Source organism: Limimaricola cinnabarinus LL-001 (assembly GCF_000466965.1).
Taxonomy (GTDB): Bacteria; Pseudomonadota; Alphaproteobacteria; order Rhodobacterales; family Rhodobacteraceae; genus Limimaricola; species Limimaricola cinnabarinus.
Genome location: NZ_BATB01000003.1, coordinates 40,035 through 55,573, shown reverse-complemented (window position 1 = coordinate 55,573; position 15,539 = coordinate 40,035). Strand labels below are relative to the sequence as shown.

Sequence of the window (15,539 nt, the reverse complement as noted above, 5' to 3'; positions counted from 1 at the left end):
TCACGGCACGAGACTCCTAATGTCTGCTCGAAGGAGCGCCGAAGATGTCCGATACCCCCCTGACTTTCAAAGAAATGTGTGAACGATTCGAGGTGACGCCTCGGACCTTGCGCTATTACGAATACATCGAGCTGCTGGCTCCCGAGAAGCAGGGCCGCGCCCGGTTCTACGGACGCCGCGAGATCGCCCGCATGATCCTGATCCTACGGGGCCGCCGCTTCGGCTTCAGCCTCGAGGATATTCGCCAGTTCCTTATCATCTACGAGGCCGAAGGCACCCGCGCCCAGATGGAGACATGGGTCGGGATGGCGGACAAGCAGCTCGAGACGCTGGAGGCACAGCGTCGCGAGCTCGACGAGACGATCTCCGAACTGCGCAAGCTGCGAGACGAATCTTATTCGTCCCTGAAGTGAAGTCCCGGAAAACAATCAACTTCAGCGGGTAATCGAGAATTTTACCGGGAGAACAAAGTTTCTCCGTAAGAGGTGAATTTTTCTTGACCTTTCGTCATCGCATTGCTGACGTGGCGTCATGTTTACGTTCGCGTCACCTTTGCTTGTAAGGTCTTTTCGGAACCCGCAGGTGGATCGTCTGACCGGACACCAAGGGTTAAGAAAAAAATGACCGACCAGACCATGACCATCCGCCAGATGTGCGACAGCTTCGACGTGACGCCCCGCACATTGCGCTTCTACGAGGCAAAGGAGCTTCTGTTTCCCATTCGTGAAGGCACGAAGCGGCTCTTCACCCGGCGCGACCGGGCCCGGCTCAAGCTGATCCTGCGCGGCAAGCGCTTCGGCTTCAGCCTCGAAGAGATCCGCCAGCTTCTCGATCTCTACGAGACCGACGACCAGCAGGAGGTGCAGCTCGCGCGCACCCTCGAAGTGGCCGAACGGCATCTGCGGGAGATGCAAGAGCAGCGCGCCGCCCTCGACGAGGCGATCCGGGAGCTCGAGACGCAGATGAACTGGGGCGCGGACCGGCTGAGCCAGTTGCGCGCACGGGCGACGGCGGCCTAACCGCCCTCTCCACGATCTGGTCGGGATGACATTGCGCGGTCCGGGAGGAGGAGCCCGGTCCGCGTTCATCGGACCAGACCGGGCCGCGCGGCCCGCCGGAGGAGAGACAGGAATGCCAAGCTACACCGCACCGATCCGCGACATCCAGTTCGTCCTGCACGAATTTCTGCGGGTCTCCGAACAGGACACCCCCGGATATACGGATCTCGACGCCGATTTCACGGCGGCGATCCTTGAGGAGGCGGGCAAGCTCTCCTCTGCCGTGCTGGCGCCTCTGAACCTCTCGGGCGATCATGAAGCTGCCGCCTCGACAACGGGGTGGTGCGCACGCCCGAGGGCTTCAAGGCGGCCTTCGACCAGATCCGCGATGGCGGCTGGACCGCCATCGACGTCGCCGAGGAATTCGGCGGACAGGGCCTGCCCTATCTCATGCATACCGCCGCGAACGAGCCGATGGTCTCGGCCAACATGGCGCTGAACATGTATCAGGGCCTGACCCACGGCGCTTACACCGCGATCAAGATCCACGGCACCGACGCGCAGAAGGCGTGCTGGCTGCCGAAGCTCGGCTCATGCGAATGGACCGGCACGATGAACCTGACCGAACCGCATTGCGGCACGGATCTCGGCCTGATGCGCACCAAGGCGGTGCCGCAGGAGGACGGAACCTACCGGATCTCGGGCCAGAAGATCTTCATCTCGGCCGGCGAACACGACATGGCCGAGAACATCGTCCACCTCGTGCTGGCCAAGATTCCCGGCGGCCCTGAGGGCATCAAGGGGGTGTCGCTCTTCGTGGTGCCCAAGATGCTCGTGAACGAGGACGTCTCTCTGGGCGCGCGCAACGGCGTCGCCTGCGGCGCGCTCGAAGACAAGATGGGCATCCACGGCAACGCCACCTGCGTCATGAATTACGACGAGGCCGAGGGTTATCTTCTGGGCGAGGCGCACAAGGGCATGCGCGCCATGTTCACCATGATGAACGAGGCCCGTCTCGGCGTCGGCCTGCAGGGCTGGGCGCAATCCGAGGCCGCTTATCAGAACGCCTTGGCCTATGCCAAGGACCGGCTGCAGGGCCGCGCCGTCACGGGTACCAAGAACCCGGCCGGCCCGGCCGACCCGCTGATCGTGCATCCCGACATCCGCCGCAGCCTGATGGATCAAAAGAGCTTCAACGAGGCTGCGCGCGCCTTCACCTATTGGGGCGCCTCGATGATCGATCGCAGCCACAAAATGGGCGACGCGCAGGCGGAGGCGATGATCTCGCTGCTGACCCCGATCATCAAGGGCTTTTTGACCGACAAGGGCTTCGAGATGTGCGTGCAGGCCCAGCAAATCTTCGGCGGGCATGGCTACATCGAGGATGGGGCATGTCGCAATTCGTGCGAGATGCCCGAATTGCGATGATCTACGAAGGTGCCAATGGCGTGCAGGCGCTCGACCTGGTGGGCCGCAAGCTCGCGGCGCAGGGCGGCAAGCCGATGATGACGCTGATCGAGGAGATCAAGGTCTTCTGCAAGGAGAACGCCGAGGATGCCGATTTCGTGCGCGATTTCATCGAGCCTTTGAAATCCGCGTCGAAGGACATGCAGCAGGCGGCGATGTTCTTCATGCAGAGCGGCATGAAGGACCCCGACGCCGCGCTTTCGGGCAGCACCGATTTCATGCATCTGATGGGGCATGTCTGCCTCGGCTGGACCTGGGCACGCATGGCCAAGGCGGCGCAGGCGGGACTGGCGTCGGGCACCGGCGATCGCGACTTCTACGAGACCAAGATCGCGACGGGGCGCTACTACATGGCGCGCCAGCTTCCGGCGACGAAGATGCATCTCGCCCGGATCGAAAGCGGCGCGGCCCCGGTGATGGCGCTGGAAGTCGACGCTTTCTGATGGACGACGGCGTGGTCCGGGGCGAGGCTCGCTCCGGACCGAACCGGAGGACGACATGCCCAAGCGCCTGAAACTGACCCGCCGCTTTCCCGTCGCAATGAGCGAGGACGGCTATCGCCGCCTCAGGCGTTTCGCGCGCGAGGCCGGGCTCGACGAGGGCGAGGCCCTGTCCTTCCTGTTCGAGAATTTCGACAGCGTCATCTCCGAGGACACTTTCAACCACAGGCTGAGGCTGTTCAACGCGGAGCTGGAAGCGCGCAAGCGGTAGGGACCTGCAGGGAAAGGCAGATGGTGGAGCTGCGTATTTTTAGAATGATGAACGGGTCGGCGTTCCGCCCGGTCCAGACGGCAGTCGTTTCGGTCGACGCGTGGACCCGGTTTCACCAATCGTGGTCATCGGCTCGCCAGCTTGTACCGCAAGTTCGCGAACCGGTCGCAAAGGTTTACGAGTCGTTAACCGCGACGCGATCTCGTCATCATCACGCATCGAGCCACGCGTCCGGCGCTGGCCCGGTGCGCCGATCAAGGGAGAGAACATGATCCGACTGCACTGCTTTGGCGAGAGCGGCAACGCCTACAAGGCGGCCCTGCCGATGACGCTCGCCGGGCTCGACTGGGAGCCGGTGAAGGTGGATTTCTTTGCCGGTGCCGCGCGCTCCGACACGTTCCGCGCGCTTAATGAGATGGGCGAGGTGCCGGTGCTCGAGGCCGACGGCCTGAGGCTGAGCCAGTCCGGCGCGATCCAGGATTGGATCAGCGAGCGGACCGGGCTTTATGGCGGCGCGACCCCCGAGGAAAAGCGCGAGGTGCTGCGCTGGGTGCTGTGGGACAACCACAAGCTCTCGGGCCAGGCGGGCGCGCTGCGATTCCTCATGAACTTCCTGCCGCCCGAGAAGCGTCCCGAACAGGTGATCCAATGGCTGCAGGGCCGTCTCGCGCCGACCTATGCCACGCTCGACCGTGCGCTCGCCGGGCGCGACTGGCTGGTGGGCGACGGCCCGACCAACGCCGATTTCTCCTGCTGTGGCTATCTCTACTACCCCGAGCCCTTCGGCTTCGACCGCGCCGCGCACCCTCATATCGACCGCTGGCTCGACCGCATCGCGGCCCTGCCCGGCTGGAAACACCCCTATGACCTGATGCCTGGCTCGCCCGCCGACCGGGCGGACCGATAAATGCCCACCGACCGGGTGGACCAGTAAGTGCCCGCCGACCGGGCCGACAAGGAGACGACATGACCGACGCCTTCATCTACGACGCGATCCGCACCCCGCGCGGCAAGGGCCGCAAGGACGGCGCGCTGCACGAAGTCACCAGCCTCAGGCTCTCGGCGGGCGTGCTCGACGCCCTTGCCGAGCGCAACGGCATCGAAGGGCACGTCATCGAGGACGTGATCTGGGGCAACGCCACGCAGGTCGCCGAACAGGGCGGCTGCCTCGCCCGCTCCGCCGTGCTGGCCTCGTCGCTCGACGAGCGTATTCCGGGCCTGTCGATCAACCGGTTCTGCGCCTCCGGCATGGAGGCCGTTAACCTCGCCGCCAACCAAGTGCGCGCGGGCGCGGGCCGGGCCTATATCGCGGGCGGCGTCGAGGCGATGAGCCGCGTGCCCATGGGCTCGGACGGTGCCGCGATCGCGGTCGACCCGTCCATCGCGATGAAGACCTACTTCGTACCGCAGGGCATCTCGGCCGACATCATCGCGACCGAATACGGGATTTCGCGCGACGAGGTCGACGCCTTCGCTGTCGAGAGCCAGCGCCGCGCCAAAGCGGCGTGGGACGACGGGCGCTTTGCCCGCTCGGTGGTCCCGGTCAGGGACATCAACGGCCTCACCCTTCTCGACCATGACGAATACATGCGCCCGCAGACCGACATGCAGGCCTTGGGCGCGCTCGAGCCGTCGTTCAAGGCGATGGGCGAGGTGATGCCCGGCTTCGACAAGGTCGCGCTGATGAAATACCCGCATCTGGAGCGGATCAACCACGTGCACCACGCGGGCAACTCGTCGGGCATCGTCGACGGCGCGGCCGGCCTGCTGATCGGCGATGCCGAGTTCGGGCGGGCGCATGGCCTCAAGCCGCGCGCGCGTATCCGCGCCACCGCCAAGATCGGCACCGATCCGACGATCATGCTCACCGGCCCGGTGCCGGTCACCGAAAAGATCCTCGCCGACAGCGGCATGTCGATCTCGGACATCAACCTGTTCGAGGTGAACGAGGCCTTCTCCGCCGTGGCGCTGCGCTTCCAGCAGGCCTTCGACATCGACCCCGCCAAGCTCAACCCCAATGGCGGCGCCATCGCCATGGGCCATCCGCTCGGTGCCACCGGCGCGATCATCATCGGCATCCTGCTCGACGAGCTGGAGCGCACGGGCCAGTCGACCGGCCTCGCCACGCTCTGCGTCGCCTCCGGCATGGGCGCGGCCACGATCATCGAGCGGGTCTGAGATGCCAGACCACAGCGCGATTTCGAGGCGAAAATCCGGTATTCACATGGACATGCCCCTTGAGCGAATTAGTCTATTGGATACCCCGCCACCCTATTCCCGCGAGGACCGCCAGCATGGTCCCGATCATGTCGCAATTCATCGAACGTCACAGCCAGCTGTTCCGAGAAGGACGGATCGAGGAGATGCTCGACGATTGCGACTATCCGCTGGGGGTGCAGGGGCCGGATGGCCTCGCGGTGGCCTCCCGCGACACCTACCGCGAATGGCTGCAGAACTGGCGAGGCGACCTTGGCAACCGCGGCATGCGCGAGGAATATGTGCGCATCCATACGCTGGAGCTGCCGCGTGCCGGCAAGTTCCGGGTCTGGATCGAGCGCAGGTTCGAAAACGAAGCCGGCGAGCAGCTCGATCTCGACGTGATCTACTACTGTCGTTTCGACACGCCGCGCCCCTTGATCGAGATGATCGAATTCGGCGCACCGCCCAGCCCGACCGACTGATGCGGCAGCCGCGTCGTCTTTCCCCCAAAGTTCCTGCGATAGGGAGGTCGTCATGACCGATTTCACGCTTGCGCGCGACGCCGACGGCGTTGCCGTCATCACTTGGGACGTGCCGAAACGTTCCATGAATGTCATGTCGATGCAGGGCTTCGAGGAGCTCGACGCGCTGATCGACGAGGCGCTGGCCGACGAGGCCGTGAAAGGCATCGTCATCACCTCCGGAAAGAAGGATTTCGCCGGCGGCATGGATCTCGGCGTGATCGCCGGGATGAAGCAATCGGGCGGCGACGAGCCCGCCCGCGCCGTGTTCGAAGGCGTGATGCGCATGCATGGCGTGCTGCGCAAGATCGAGCGCGCTGGGATGGATCCCAAGACCAACAAGGGGGGCAAGCCGATCGCCGCCGCCCTGCCCGGCACCGCGCTGGGCATCGGTCTGGAGATCCCGCTGGCCTGCCACCGGATCTTTGCCGCCGACAATCCCAAGGCCAAGATCGGCCTGCCCGAGATCATGGTCGGCATCTTTCCCGGCGCCGGTGGCACCACGCGCCTCGTGCGCAAGCTCGGCGCGATGGGCGCGTCGCCCTTGCTGCTCGAAGGCAAGATGAACGACCCCAAGAAGGCAAAGGCGCTCGGCGTGATCGACGAGGTGGTCGAGGACCCGCTCGCCGCCGCCAAGGCATGGGTGCTGCAGGCCAAGGATGCGGATCTCGTGAAGCCGTGGGACGCCAAGGGTTACAAGATGCCCGGCGGCGCGCCCTATCACCCGGCGGGCTTCATGACCTTCGTCGGTGCCTCCGCAATGGTGCATGGCAAAACCCAAGGCGTCTATCCGGCGGCCAAGGCGCTCCTTTCGGCGGTCTACGAAGGCGCGCTCGTGCCCTTCGACGCCGCGCTCAGGATCGAGGCGCGCTGGTTCACCAAGGTGCTGATGGACCCCTCCTCCACCGCGATGATCCGCTCGCTCTTTCTCAACAAGGAGGCGCTGGAAAAGGGTGCGAACCGCCCCGAAGCGCCGGACCAGACGGTGCGCAAGGTCGGCGTGATCGGCGCGGGCATGATGGGCGCGGGCATCGCCTATGTCTCGGCCAATGCGGGCATCGATGTGGTGCTGATCGACGCCGCCCAGGACGCCGCCGATCGCGGCAAGGCCCATTGTGAAGGGCTGCTCGACAAGGGCATCTCGCGCCGCAAGGTGACGACCGAGAAAAAGGAAGAGGTGCTGTCGCGCATCACCGCCACCACCGATTACGCCGCGCTCTCGGGCTGCGATCTGATCGTCGAGGCCGTGTTCGAGGATATCGGCGTCAAGGCCGAGGTCACACGGAACGTGCTGGCCCATGTCGGCCCCGACTGCATCTTCGCCACCAACACCTCGACCCTGCCGATCACCGAGCTGGCCAAGGCGTCGGACGCCCCCGACCGCTTCATCGGCATCCACTTCTTCTCGCCGGTCGACAAGATGATGCTGGTCGAGATCATCAAGGGCGAAAGGACCGGTGATGTTGCCGTGGCCAAGGCGCTCGACTTCACGCGCCAGATCCGCAAGACGCCGATCGTCGTCAACGACGCACGCTTCTTCTACGCCAACCGCTGCATCATCCCCTACATCAACGAGGGCATCCGCATGGTGGCCGAAGGGGTCGAGCCCGCGCTGATCGAAAACGCGGCGCGTCTTGTCGGCATGCCGCTGGGTCCGCTGCAGCTCGTGGACGAGACCTCGATCGATCTCGGCGTGAAGATCGCCAAGGCCACCAAGGCCGCGATGGGCGATGCCTATCCTGACGAGGCGGTGGACGAGGTGCTGTTCTGGATGGCCGATCAGGGCCGGATGGGCCGCAAGTCGAAATCGGGCTTCTACGCCTATGACGAAAAGGGCCAGCGCAGCGGCCTCTGGGACGGGCTGTCGGAGCGCTACACGGTTTCGGACGAGCAACCCGATCTCGTCGAAGTGCAGCAGCGGCTGTTGTTCGCGCAGGTGCTCGAAGCGGTGCGCGCCTTCGAGGACGGGGTGTTGACCGACATCCGCGAAGGCGACGTGGCGGCAATTCTCGGCTGGGGCTTCGCGCCGTGGTCGGGCGGGCCGTTCTCGTGGCTCGACATGATCGGCGCGGGCTTTGCCGCAGAGCGCTGCGACGCACTCGCCGCCGCGCATGGCGACCGCTTCGCCTGTCCGGCCCTTCTGCGCGAGATGGCGCAGTCGGGGGCGGCCTTCTACGACCGCTACGGCGACGGCCGCGCCGCGCGCGCTGCCTGACGCCTGAATGGGGCCCGCGACACCCTTTTCCCGTCGCGGGCCCTTGCCCGATCGCGCCTGTTCTTCCGGCCGGGAACCTCAGTCCTGTAGCCTCCCCCATTATGGTGCGTCGGGCGGGCCACGGCCTCTCGCAGCCCCTGTTCCTCGCCCGACCCGGGGGCTATGTTGACCGAAACGGCTGGCCGGGACATTCGGGCCGCGAAGGGAACGATGACCGCACTCAAGGAATTCGCTCGGCTGGAGACGGAAGGCGTCTGGTTCTCCGAACCGGGGGCGGAGCCGCGTCCGGTGACGATTTCCTTCGGCGAGGCAACCTTGGTGCTCTCGGACGAGACCGGCCTGCCGGTGACGCATTGGTCCCTGCCCGCGCTGCACCGGATGAACCCCTCCGAACGCCCCGCGATCTATGCGCCTGACGCCGAGGCGAGCGAGACGCTCGAGATCGAGGACGACACGATGATCGGCGCGCTGGAAAAGGTGCGTCGCGCCGTCGCCGCGCGCGAGCCGCGGCCGGGCCGCCTTCGACAGGGCATGATCGCCGGCAGCATCGTGCTCGGGCTGGGGCTGGCCGTGTTCTGGCTACCCGGCGCGTTGATGCAGCAGACCCTGAGCGTGGTGCCGCCGGGCAAGCGATCCGAACTGGGTGCGACGCTTCTGGGCATGGTGCAGAAGATCACCGGCCCGACCTGCCGCGACCCTCTGGGCAGCGAGGCGCTGGGGCGGATGCGCGACCGGCTTCTGGGTCAGGGCGGTGGACAGATCGTGGTGGTTCCCGAGGGGCTCGCCGGTCCGCTCTACCTACCGGGCGGCATCATCGTGCTACCGCAGGAACTGGTCGAGGATGCCGAGGAGCCGGCGGAGATCGCGGGGCATGTCCTGGCCACGGTCGCAAGCCGCGAGGAGCATGATCCGCTCGACGACCTGCTGCGCGAGGCGGGGTTCGGCACCGTGCTCAAGCTGCTGACCACCGGCGACATCCCGACCGAAACGCTGCAAGCGCAGGCGGTCCATCTCGTTGAGACCCCCGCGCCGCGCGCCGATGATTCGCTGCTCCTCGAGGAGTTCGCGGCCGCTGGCGTGCCGATCGGGCCTTGGGCGCGCGCCACCGATCCCGACGGCGCGGTGTCGGCGGTTCTGGTCGCCGCCGAACCCGCGGCGAGCGCGGGACCGGTCGTGTCGGATGGCGACTGGGTCAGCCTGCAGGGCATCTGCCGGGGCTGACCCCCCAATCGAAGGCTTCAGAACCCTCAACCAATTTTCACCGAAAGGCTTCGCGGCCTTGGCCGCGCGCGGAACTATCCCTGTCTCAATTGCGCGCGAAGGCGTCGCGGTAGCCTGCCGCCCGCACCGCACCCAGCGCCCGGGCCAGCGGCGCGCCTTCGGCAAAGGGGCCGGTCGCGACGATCTGCAGGCCACCGCTCTGGCCGCGCGCGACCTGCAGACCCATCACCCGCAGCCGCGCCGCGGCGCGGTCGGCATTGGCGGCCTCGGCATAGCTTCCAACCTGCACGAAGCGCCCCGTGGTCGTCGCGACAGGCTTGGACGCGGGGGCGGAGCTGCTCGATACCCGCCCGACCAGCGCTGTCGGCACCGTGACGGGGGCCGCGAGGACCGGCGCGCGGACCTGTCCCGCGCCCGCGCGCTCGACGATGCGAACGCCGCGGTTGCGGTTGAGCCGCCCGTCATCCCATGCGCTCACATAGCCGGTCGGCGGCGCGACGGGATCGGGCAGCGGCACGGCTGCCGCCGCGCGTCGCAGCGCCTCGCTCTGCGGAGCGAGGAAGGCCATCGCTCCGACCGCGCCCTGCGGTTCGATCCGGGCGGCGTTGCCTAGGCCCGAGGGCGACTGCGCCTGCGGACCGCAGCGGCGCGGGTGGTCCCCCGCGCCGATCAGCGCATGGCCCGAGTCCGGCCCGAGATCGCAGCGCCCGGCGGCCGAGGCGATGACCGGCCCCCGTCCGGCGGCGACCGGAGCACCGGGCGCAGCCCGGTGGCGGGACCGGAGGGGGCCACCGGCAGGCGGGTCGCGGCGAGGCGCGCGCCGGGCACCTGCGCCGTGGCGCGCTGCGGGCCGCAACTTACCGGCTCCCCGCTGCCTTGCAGCACGTAGCGGCGCCCCGTTGCGGCCATGTCGGCGCAGACGGCGGCCAGCGTGTAGGCCCCGCGCAACGGCGCGGCGGGGTCGGATCGGCGGGGTGCACCGCATACGATGGTCTCGCCCGTCATGTTGCTGACGTAGCCCGGTTGCGGACCGCTGCGCCCGTTGCAGAAGGCCGCGCGGGTCAGCGCCGGCGGTGCCGTGCGCGCGACATCGGGTTCCGGTGTACGCACTCGTGCCGAGACCGGCGCGGCGCGGGCTGGCGCGGTGGGCGCCGGGGCGGCGCGTGCGGGGGGGGCCGGGGGTTTCGCGGCGGGCGCAGGCGTGGCTGCGGCGGCACGGCCCTCGGGCACCGGATCGGGGATCACGGGCAGATCCGCGGCGGCGGTGCGGCTGGGCTGAAAGCCGCACAGGGGTTCGCGGTTGCGGTTCATGCGCGGTATCCAGTTGGTCATGCCGCCGATGCCCGCGCGGATGAAGGCGCAGCCCTCGCTGTCGACATACTGGTTGGCGCTGTAGCTTTCGGGCGGGAACTCCGCCGGGATGCTGTCCTGCGCCACAGCCTGTCCCGCGACGGCGAGTGCCGCCGCCGAGACGGCGAGGAATGTCCTGATCATGCTGGCCCCTGCCTCCGGAGTTTTCGGCAGAATGCTACAGGGCCGCTTTTGTGTAAAGCTTGCCGCTACTTGGTACCGAACATCCTGTCACCCGCATCCCCCAATCCGGGCACGATATAGCCGTGATCGTTGAGCCGCTCGTCGAGCGCGGCGGTGACGATGGGCACGTCGGGATGCGCCTCCTTCATCCGCGCCACGCCTTCGGGTGCCGCGAGCAGGCACAGGAAGATGATGTCCTTGGCCCCGGCCTTCTTGAGCATGTCGATCGCCGCGACCGAGGAGTTGCCGGTGGCCAGCATTGGATCGACCGCGATGGTCAGCCGCTCGTCGAGATGGCTCGGCACCTTGAAGTAGTATTCCACCGGCTGCAGCGTTTCAGGATCGCGGTAGAGACCGACGAAGCCGACGCGCGCCGAAGGGATCAATTCGAGAATGCCGTCGAGAAGCCCGTTGCCCGCGCGCAGAATCGACACCAGCGCCAGCTTCTTGCCCTCGATCGCGGGCGCGTCCATCGGCTGCATCGGCGTGTCGATGCGCGTCGTGGTCATCGGCAGGTCGCGCGTGACCTCGTAGGCCAGCAGCAGGCTGATCTCGCGCAGAAGCTGCCGGAAGCTCGCGGTGGAGGTGTCGGTTCGACGCATCAGGGTCAGCTTGTGCTGCACCAGCGGATGCGTGACGACGGTCAGATGTTGGTCGGTATGGCTCATGCCGCCTCCAGTTTCTTCAGGACCTGCGCGCGGGTGTCCTCGTCGCAGAAGGCCGCCTCGGCGGCAATGCGGTTGGAGAGGCCCAGCCGCTCCTCCTCCCAGCCGAAATGCCGCTCCAGCATCTCGTATTCATGGGTCATCGTGGTGCCGAACCAGGGCGGGTCGTCGGTCGAGACGGTGACGCGAAGCCCGCGATGGCGCAACTCCTCGATCGGGTGTGATTTCCAATCCTTCACCGCGCCCAGAACGAGGTTCGACACCGGGCAGACCTCGAGCGTGACGCCCCGCTCGATCAGGTGATCGCACAGCGCATGGTCCGAGACGGCGTTGATGCCATGGCCGATGCGTTCGCAGCCCAAAAGATCGACGGTCTCGCGCACCATGTCCGGCCCGCCCCATTCGCCCGCATGAGCGGTGAGTTGCAGCCCCGCCTCGCGCGCGGCGTCGTAAGCCCATGTGAAATCGCCGGGCCGGTGCATCATCTCGGCCCCGGCAAGACCAAAGCCGGTGATGAAACGGCCCTTGGTTTCGGCGGCGCAACGCGCGATCGGCTTGGCGGCCTCGGGGCCCAGATGGCGCAGGCAGGTGACGATGCCTCGCGAGGCGATGCCAAGATCGCGCTCCGCCTCGTCCGAGGCCGCGACCATGGCATCGAGGTAATCGCGCCACGCCGCGAGATCGCCGCCGCCGCAGAAATCGGGCGACAGGAAGAACTCGGTATAGACCACACCTTGCGCAGCACTCTGTTGGAGCACCGCGAGGGTCAGGCGGCGGAAATCCTCGGGGCTCTGCAGCACGGTGCAGGCCGCGTCATAGGCCTTGAGGAACCAGTCGAAGTCACCGCGCACATAGCCGCCGCGTTCATCGAAGATACGGTCGATATCGATATGCTTCTCGCGGGCCAGCCCCTTGATGAAGGCGGGCGGTGCCGCGCCTTCGAGATGCAGGTGCAACTCGACCTTGGGCAGGGAACGGTAGCTCATGGGGTCGCCTCCGGGTCGGGTGCGGGGATGTCGAGATGCCGCGCGGCCAGCTTGCCCACATCGACAAAGCCCATCAGGCCAAGCTCGCGCGCGCCAAGGCCGTGGCACAGCACCGGCACCCGCTCGCGCGTGTGGTCGGTGCCGATAAAGGTCGGATCGTTGCCGTGATCGGCGGTGACGATCACGAGGTCGCCCTCACGCAGGCGCGGCAGGATGCGGCCAAGTTCGGCATCGAACCATTCGAGATGGCGCGCATAGCCCGACACGTCGCGGCGGTGGCCGAAATTGGTGTCGAACTCCACGAAGTTGGCGAAGACGAGCGCGCCGTCGGCGGCCTCGTCCACCAGATCCGACAGGTGTTCCATCAGCTTGTCGTCCGGCCCCTTGCGCAGATCCGTGATGCCGCGCATCGAGAAGATGTCGCCGATCTTGCCCACCGCATGCACGTCGCGGCCCGCCGCCTGCGCGCAGTCGAGCAGCGTGAGACCCGGTGCCGCGATGGCGAAATCGCGGCGGTGCGGTGTGCGGGTGAAGCCGGTCGTCTCGTCGCCGACGAAAGGTCGGGCGATGACGCGGCCGACCTTCATGTCGTGCAGCATCGGCGCAACGGCGCGGCACATCTTTAAAAGCCGATCGAGGCCGAAGCGCTCTTCATGCGCGGCGATCTGCAGCACGCTGTCAACGGATGTGTAGCAGATCGGCCAGCCGGTCTGCATATGCTCGGGGCCTTCCTCGTCGATGACGACGGTGCCGCTGGCATGGCGGTTGCCAAGGATCCCGTCGGTGCCCGCCGCCTGCATCAGGAGGCGCCTCACCTCGGTCGGAAAGGCCGGGACCTCCTTGGGGAAATAGTGCCAGTCCCACGGCACCGGCACGCCCGCCAGTTCCCAATGGCCAGAGGGCGTGTCCTTGCCGTTCGACACCTCGGTCGCGGCACCCCAGGCGCCCGAGGCTCCGCCCCGAGGCCCGGCGCGTCGAGGCCCGAGGCCAACGAAATGGCGCGCCCCAGCCCCATCGCATCGAGCGTCGGCAGCTTCAGCGGTCCGGTGCGGCCCTCTTCGGCCCGATCCGCGCCGCAGGCCTCGGCGATATGGCCGATGGTGTTGGAGCCGGTATCCGGCGTGTCGCCGTTGAAGAAGTCGGCGGCATCCGGCGCGCCGCCGATGCCGGCGCTGTCCATCACCAGAAGAAAAACGCGCGTCATGGGTCCACCCTCCCTCGGACGAGGTCATTGATCCGAGGCGCATCGCCGATCACGATGGCCTCGCGCAGCGCCGCCTCGGCGCGGTCGGCGGCTTCTTCGCTCGCCGCGTGAATGCGCGCGAGCAGGTCGCCAGAGCCGAGCTTTGTGCCCAGCCGGGCCATGTCGGACAGCCCCACCGCCGGGTCGATCCGGTCGGTCTCGACCCTTCGTCCACCGCCAAGCCCCACGACGGCATGGCCCAGCGCCTCGCCGTCGATTGCCGCCAGGTGCCCGGCCTCGGGGGCGGTCACGTCGCGGATCAAGGGGGCATTCGGCAGATGGGAGCGCCAGTTTCCGGCCATGTCGCCCGGCCCGCCCAACGCGTGGATCATCGCCGAGAACGTCTCCAGCGCCCGGCCCGAAGCGATGGCATGGGCAATCATCTCTTCGCCCTCCCCCTCCGCCCCGCCGGCCAGCGCCATGAGCCGCCCGCCCAGCGCCACGGTGAGATCGTGCAGGCGCGGTGCCGCGAGCCGGTCGCCCGAGAGCACCCGCAAGATCACCGCCATCTCAGTCGCATTGCCCAAAGCGGGGGCCAGTGGCTCGTCCATGTCGGTCAGGAAGGCCGCCGTCGGGCAGCCCGCGCCGTTCGCCGTCGCCACCAGCGCCTCGGCCAGCGCGCGGGCTTCGCCTTCGGACTTCATGAAGGCGCCCGAGCCGACCTTGACGTCGAGCACGAGCCCCTCGAGCCCGGCGGCGAGCTTCTTGGACAGGATCGAGGCGGTGATCAGATCGACGCTGTCCACCGTGCCGGTCACGTCGCGGATCGCATAGAGCCTCTTGTCGGCGGGTGCGATGCGGTCCGTCGCGCCGACGATGGCGCAGCCTACGTCGCGGGTGATCTGGCGCAACTTCTCCTCGTCCACCTGCGTCGACAGCCCCGGCACCGCTTCGAGCTTGTCGAGCGTGCCGCCGGTATGGCCCAGACCCCGCCCCGAGATCATCGGGACATAGACGCCGCACGCCGCGAGCGCGGGCGCCAGCAGCAACGATACCGGATCGCCGACGCCGCCGGTGGAATGCTTGTCGAGCACCGGCCCCGGCAGGTTCCAGCGCAGCCGGTCGCCGCTGTCGCGCATGCCGGTGGTCAGCGCGACGCGCCCCGCCTCGCCCAGACCCTTGAGGCAGACGGCCATGGCGAACGCCCCGGCCTGCGCGTCGGAGACGGTGCCGTCGGCGAGCCCGCGCACGAAACCGGCGATGGCCTCGGGCGGCAATGTGTCGCCCCGGCGCAACGCGGCGATGAGGCGGCGAGCCTCCATCAGGCGCGTTCCATCTGGTGCTGGTCGAAGGCGCCGGGCAGCAGCGCGCCCAGCGTCGTCTCGCTGGTGGTGCCGTCGGTGGTGGCCAGCGTGACCTTCACGTCGCCGCGCCCGAACTCGGCGAGCTTCTGACGGCAGCCGCCGCAGGGCGAGACCGGCACCGGGCTGTCGGCGATCACCGCCACCTCGGCGATCTCATTGTCGCCCGCGGCGATCATCGCGGCGATGGCGCCCGCCTCGGCGCAGGTCCCCTCCGGATAGGCGACATTCTCGACATTGACACCGAGATGGACGGCGCCCGAGGTCGCACGGATCGCGGCGCCGACCTTGAAATTGGAATAGGGGGCGTAGGCGTTCTCGCGCACGGCGCGCGCGTCATCGACCAGCGACATGGGTGGGCCTCCATCGGGGTTTGCCGGAAACTGTGTCGCGCAGCCCCACATGATGCAAGTCCGCCCTCGCGGAACCCCTCCCCTCGCGCAGGGGTTTGCCCTTGGTAGCCCATATGGAGGGAGACA

The 15,539-nt window shown here is 67.5% G+C and carries 14 protein-coding genes and 2 pseudogenes; 9 read left to right on the top strand and 7 right to left on the bottom strand.

The window, feature by feature from the left end; genetic code table 11:
- Positions 1-44 precede the first annotated feature (44 nt).
- From MBELCI_RS02050 to MBELCI_RS02010, 9 genes and pseudogenes are all read left to right on the top strand, one after another.
- Positions 45-413 (top strand): MerR family transcriptional regulator, encoded by a 369-nt coding sequence (locus MBELCI_RS02050; RefSeq protein WP_021692481.1) that lies wholly within the window; start codon positions 45-47, stop codon positions 411-413.
- 207 nt (positions 414-620) lie between these two features.
- A complete protein-coding gene (locus MBELCI_RS02045) occupies positions 621-1,019 on the top strand; it encodes a MerR family transcriptional regulator (RefSeq protein WP_021692480.1) in 399 nt (132 codons plus the stop codon).
- A 112-nt stretch (positions 1,020-1,131) separates the two neighbouring features.
- A pseudogene (locus MBELCI_RS02040) lies at positions 1,132-2,908 on the top strand (acyl-CoA dehydrogenase C-terminal domain-containing protein).
- A 55-nt stretch (positions 2,909-2,963) separates the two neighbouring features.
- The gene (locus MBELCI_RS02035; RefSeq protein WP_021692478.1) at positions 2,964-3,176 is read left to right on the top strand and encodes a hypothetical protein; all 213 of its coding nucleotides are present in this window, start codon (positions 2,964-2,966) and stop codon (positions 3,174-3,176) included.
- 268 nt (positions 3,177-3,444) lie between these two features.
- Complete coding sequence (locus MBELCI_RS02030) at positions 3,445-4,083, top strand: glutathione S-transferase family protein (protein ID WP_021692477.1); 639 nt, start codon at positions 3,445-3,447, stop codon at positions 4,081-4,083.
- 59 nt (positions 4,084-4,142) lie between these two features.
- The gene (locus MBELCI_RS02025; protein WP_021692476.1) at positions 4,143-5,354 is read left to right on the top strand and encodes an acetyl-CoA C-acetyltransferase; all 1,212 of its coding nucleotides are present in this window, start codon (positions 4,143-4,145) and stop codon (positions 5,352-5,354) included.
- Positions 5,355-5,470: 116 nt separating this feature from the next.
- The gene (locus tag MBELCI_RS02020; protein ID WP_021692475.1) at positions 5,471-5,857 is read left to right on the top strand and encodes a hypothetical protein; all 387 of its coding nucleotides are present in this window, start codon (positions 5,471-5,473) and stop codon (positions 5,855-5,857) included.
- 52 nt (positions 5,858-5,909) lie between these two features.
- Entirely contained in the window at positions 5,910-8,111 is a 2,202-nt protein-coding gene (locus tag MBELCI_RS02015) for a 3-hydroxyacyl-CoA dehydrogenase NAD-binding domain-containing protein (RefSeq protein ID WP_021692474.1), read from the top strand.
- A gap of 210 nt (positions 8,112-8,321) precedes the next feature.
- Positions 8,322-9,332, top strand: a complete 1,011-nt coding sequence (locus MBELCI_RS02010) for a hypothetical protein (protein ID WP_021692473.1) — start codon at positions 8,322-8,324, stop codon at positions 9,330-9,332.
- An 85-nt stretch (positions 9,333-9,417) separates the two neighbouring features.
- On the opposite strand, the gene MBELCI_RS20925 is transcribed toward MBELCI_RS02010, so the two are convergent.
- The 7 genes and pseudogenes from MBELCI_RS20925 to MBELCI_RS01975 form a co-directional block, all read right to left on the bottom strand.
- Positions 9,418-9,900 (bottom strand): SPOR domain-containing protein, encoded by a 483-nt coding sequence (locus MBELCI_RS20925; RefSeq protein WP_021692472.1) that lies wholly within the window; start codon positions 9,898-9,900, stop codon positions 9,418-9,420.
- A 101-nt stretch (positions 9,901-10,001) separates the two neighbouring features.
- Positions 10,002-10,826: a hypothetical protein gene (locus MBELCI_RS20920; protein ID WP_021692471.1), complete on the bottom strand. Its 825-nt coding sequence runs from the start codon at positions 10,824-10,826 to the stop codon at positions 10,002-10,004.
- A gap of 65 nt (positions 10,827-10,891) precedes the next feature.
- Entirely contained in the window at positions 10,892-11,533 is a 642-nt protein-coding gene (gene upp, locus MBELCI_RS01995; protein ID WP_021692470.1) for a uracil phosphoribosyltransferase, read from the bottom strand.
- Positions 11,530-12,516: an adenosine deaminase gene (locus MBELCI_RS01990; RefSeq protein ID WP_021692469.1), complete on the bottom strand. Its 987-nt coding sequence runs from the start codon at positions 12,514-12,516 to the stop codon at positions 11,530-11,532. The genes upp and MBELCI_RS01990 overlap by 4 nt, the downstream gene beginning before the upstream one ends.
- Positions 12,513-13,720, bottom strand: a pseudogene (locus tag MBELCI_RS01985) (phosphopentomutase). The gene MBELCI_RS01990 and the pseudogene MBELCI_RS01985 overlap by 4 nt, the downstream one beginning before the upstream one ends.
- The gene (locus tag MBELCI_RS01980) at positions 13,717-15,021 is read right to left on the bottom strand and encodes a thymidine phosphorylase (RefSeq protein WP_021692467.1); all 1,305 of its coding nucleotides are present in this window, start codon (positions 15,019-15,021) and stop codon (positions 13,717-13,719) included. The pseudogene MBELCI_RS01985 and the gene MBELCI_RS01980 overlap by 4 nt, the downstream one beginning before the upstream one ends.
- Complete coding sequence (locus MBELCI_RS01975) at positions 15,021-15,413, bottom strand: cytidine deaminase (protein ID WP_021692466.1); 393 nt, start codon at positions 15,411-15,413, stop codon at positions 15,021-15,023. The genes MBELCI_RS01980 and MBELCI_RS01975 overlap by 1 nt, the downstream gene beginning before the upstream one ends.
- Positions 15,414-15,539 lie beyond the last annotated feature (126 nt).

What these genes read in the sequence shown, in the direction of transcription:
- MBELCI_RS02050 (WP_021692481.1), top strand. Translation starts at nt 45, where the DNA reads ATGTCCGATACCCCCCTGACTTTCAAAGAAATGTGTGAACGATTCGAG.
- MBELCI_RS02045 (WP_021692480.1), top strand. Translation starts at nt 621, where the DNA reads ATGACCGACCAGACCATGACCATCCGCCAGATGTGCGACAGCTTCGAC.
- MBELCI_RS02035 (WP_021692478.1), top strand. Translation starts at nt 2,964, where the DNA reads ATGCCCAAGCGCCTGAAACTGACCCGCCGCTTTCCCGTCGCAATGAGC.
- MBELCI_RS02030 (WP_021692477.1), top strand. Translation starts at nt 3,445, where the DNA reads ATGATCCGACTGCACTGCTTTGGCGAGAGCGGCAACGCCTACAAGGCG.
- MBELCI_RS02025 (WP_021692476.1), top strand. Translation starts at nt 4,143, where the DNA reads ATGACCGACGCCTTCATCTACGACGCGATCCGCACCCCGCGCGGCAAG.
- MBELCI_RS02020 (WP_021692475.1), top strand. Translation starts at nt 5,471, where the DNA reads ATGGTCCCGATCATGTCGCAATTCATCGAACGTCACAGCCAGCTGTTC.
- MBELCI_RS02015 (WP_021692474.1), top strand. Translation starts at nt 5,910, where the DNA reads ATGACCGATTTCACGCTTGCGCGCGACGCCGACGGCGTTGCCGTCATC.
- MBELCI_RS02010 (WP_021692473.1), top strand. Translation starts at nt 8,322, where the DNA reads ATGACCGCACTCAAGGAATTCGCTCGGCTGGAGACGGAAGGCGTCTGG.
- MBELCI_RS20925 (WP_021692472.1), bottom strand. Translation starts at nt 9,900, where the DNA reads ATGGCCTTCCTCGCTCCGCAGAGCGAGGCGCTGCGACGCGCGGCGGCA.
- MBELCI_RS20920 (WP_021692471.1), bottom strand. Translation starts at nt 10,826, where the DNA reads ATGATCAGGACATTCCTCGCCGTCTCGGCGGCGGCACTCGCCGTCGCG.
- upp (WP_021692470.1), bottom strand. Translation starts at nt 11,533, where the DNA reads ATGAGCCATACCGACCAACATCTGACCGTCGTCACGCATCCGCTGGTG.
- MBELCI_RS01990 (WP_021692469.1), bottom strand. Translation starts at nt 12,516, where the DNA reads ATGAGCTACCGTTCCCTGCCCAAGGTCGAGTTGCACCTGCATCTCGAA.
- MBELCI_RS01980 (WP_021692467.1), bottom strand. Translation starts at nt 15,021, where the DNA reads ATGGAGGCTCGCCGCCTCATCGCCGCGTTGCGCCGGGGCGACACATTG.
- MBELCI_RS01975 (WP_021692466.1), bottom strand. Translation starts at nt 15,413, where the DNA reads ATGTCGCTGGTCGATGACGCGCGCGCCGTGCGCGAGAACGCCTACGCC.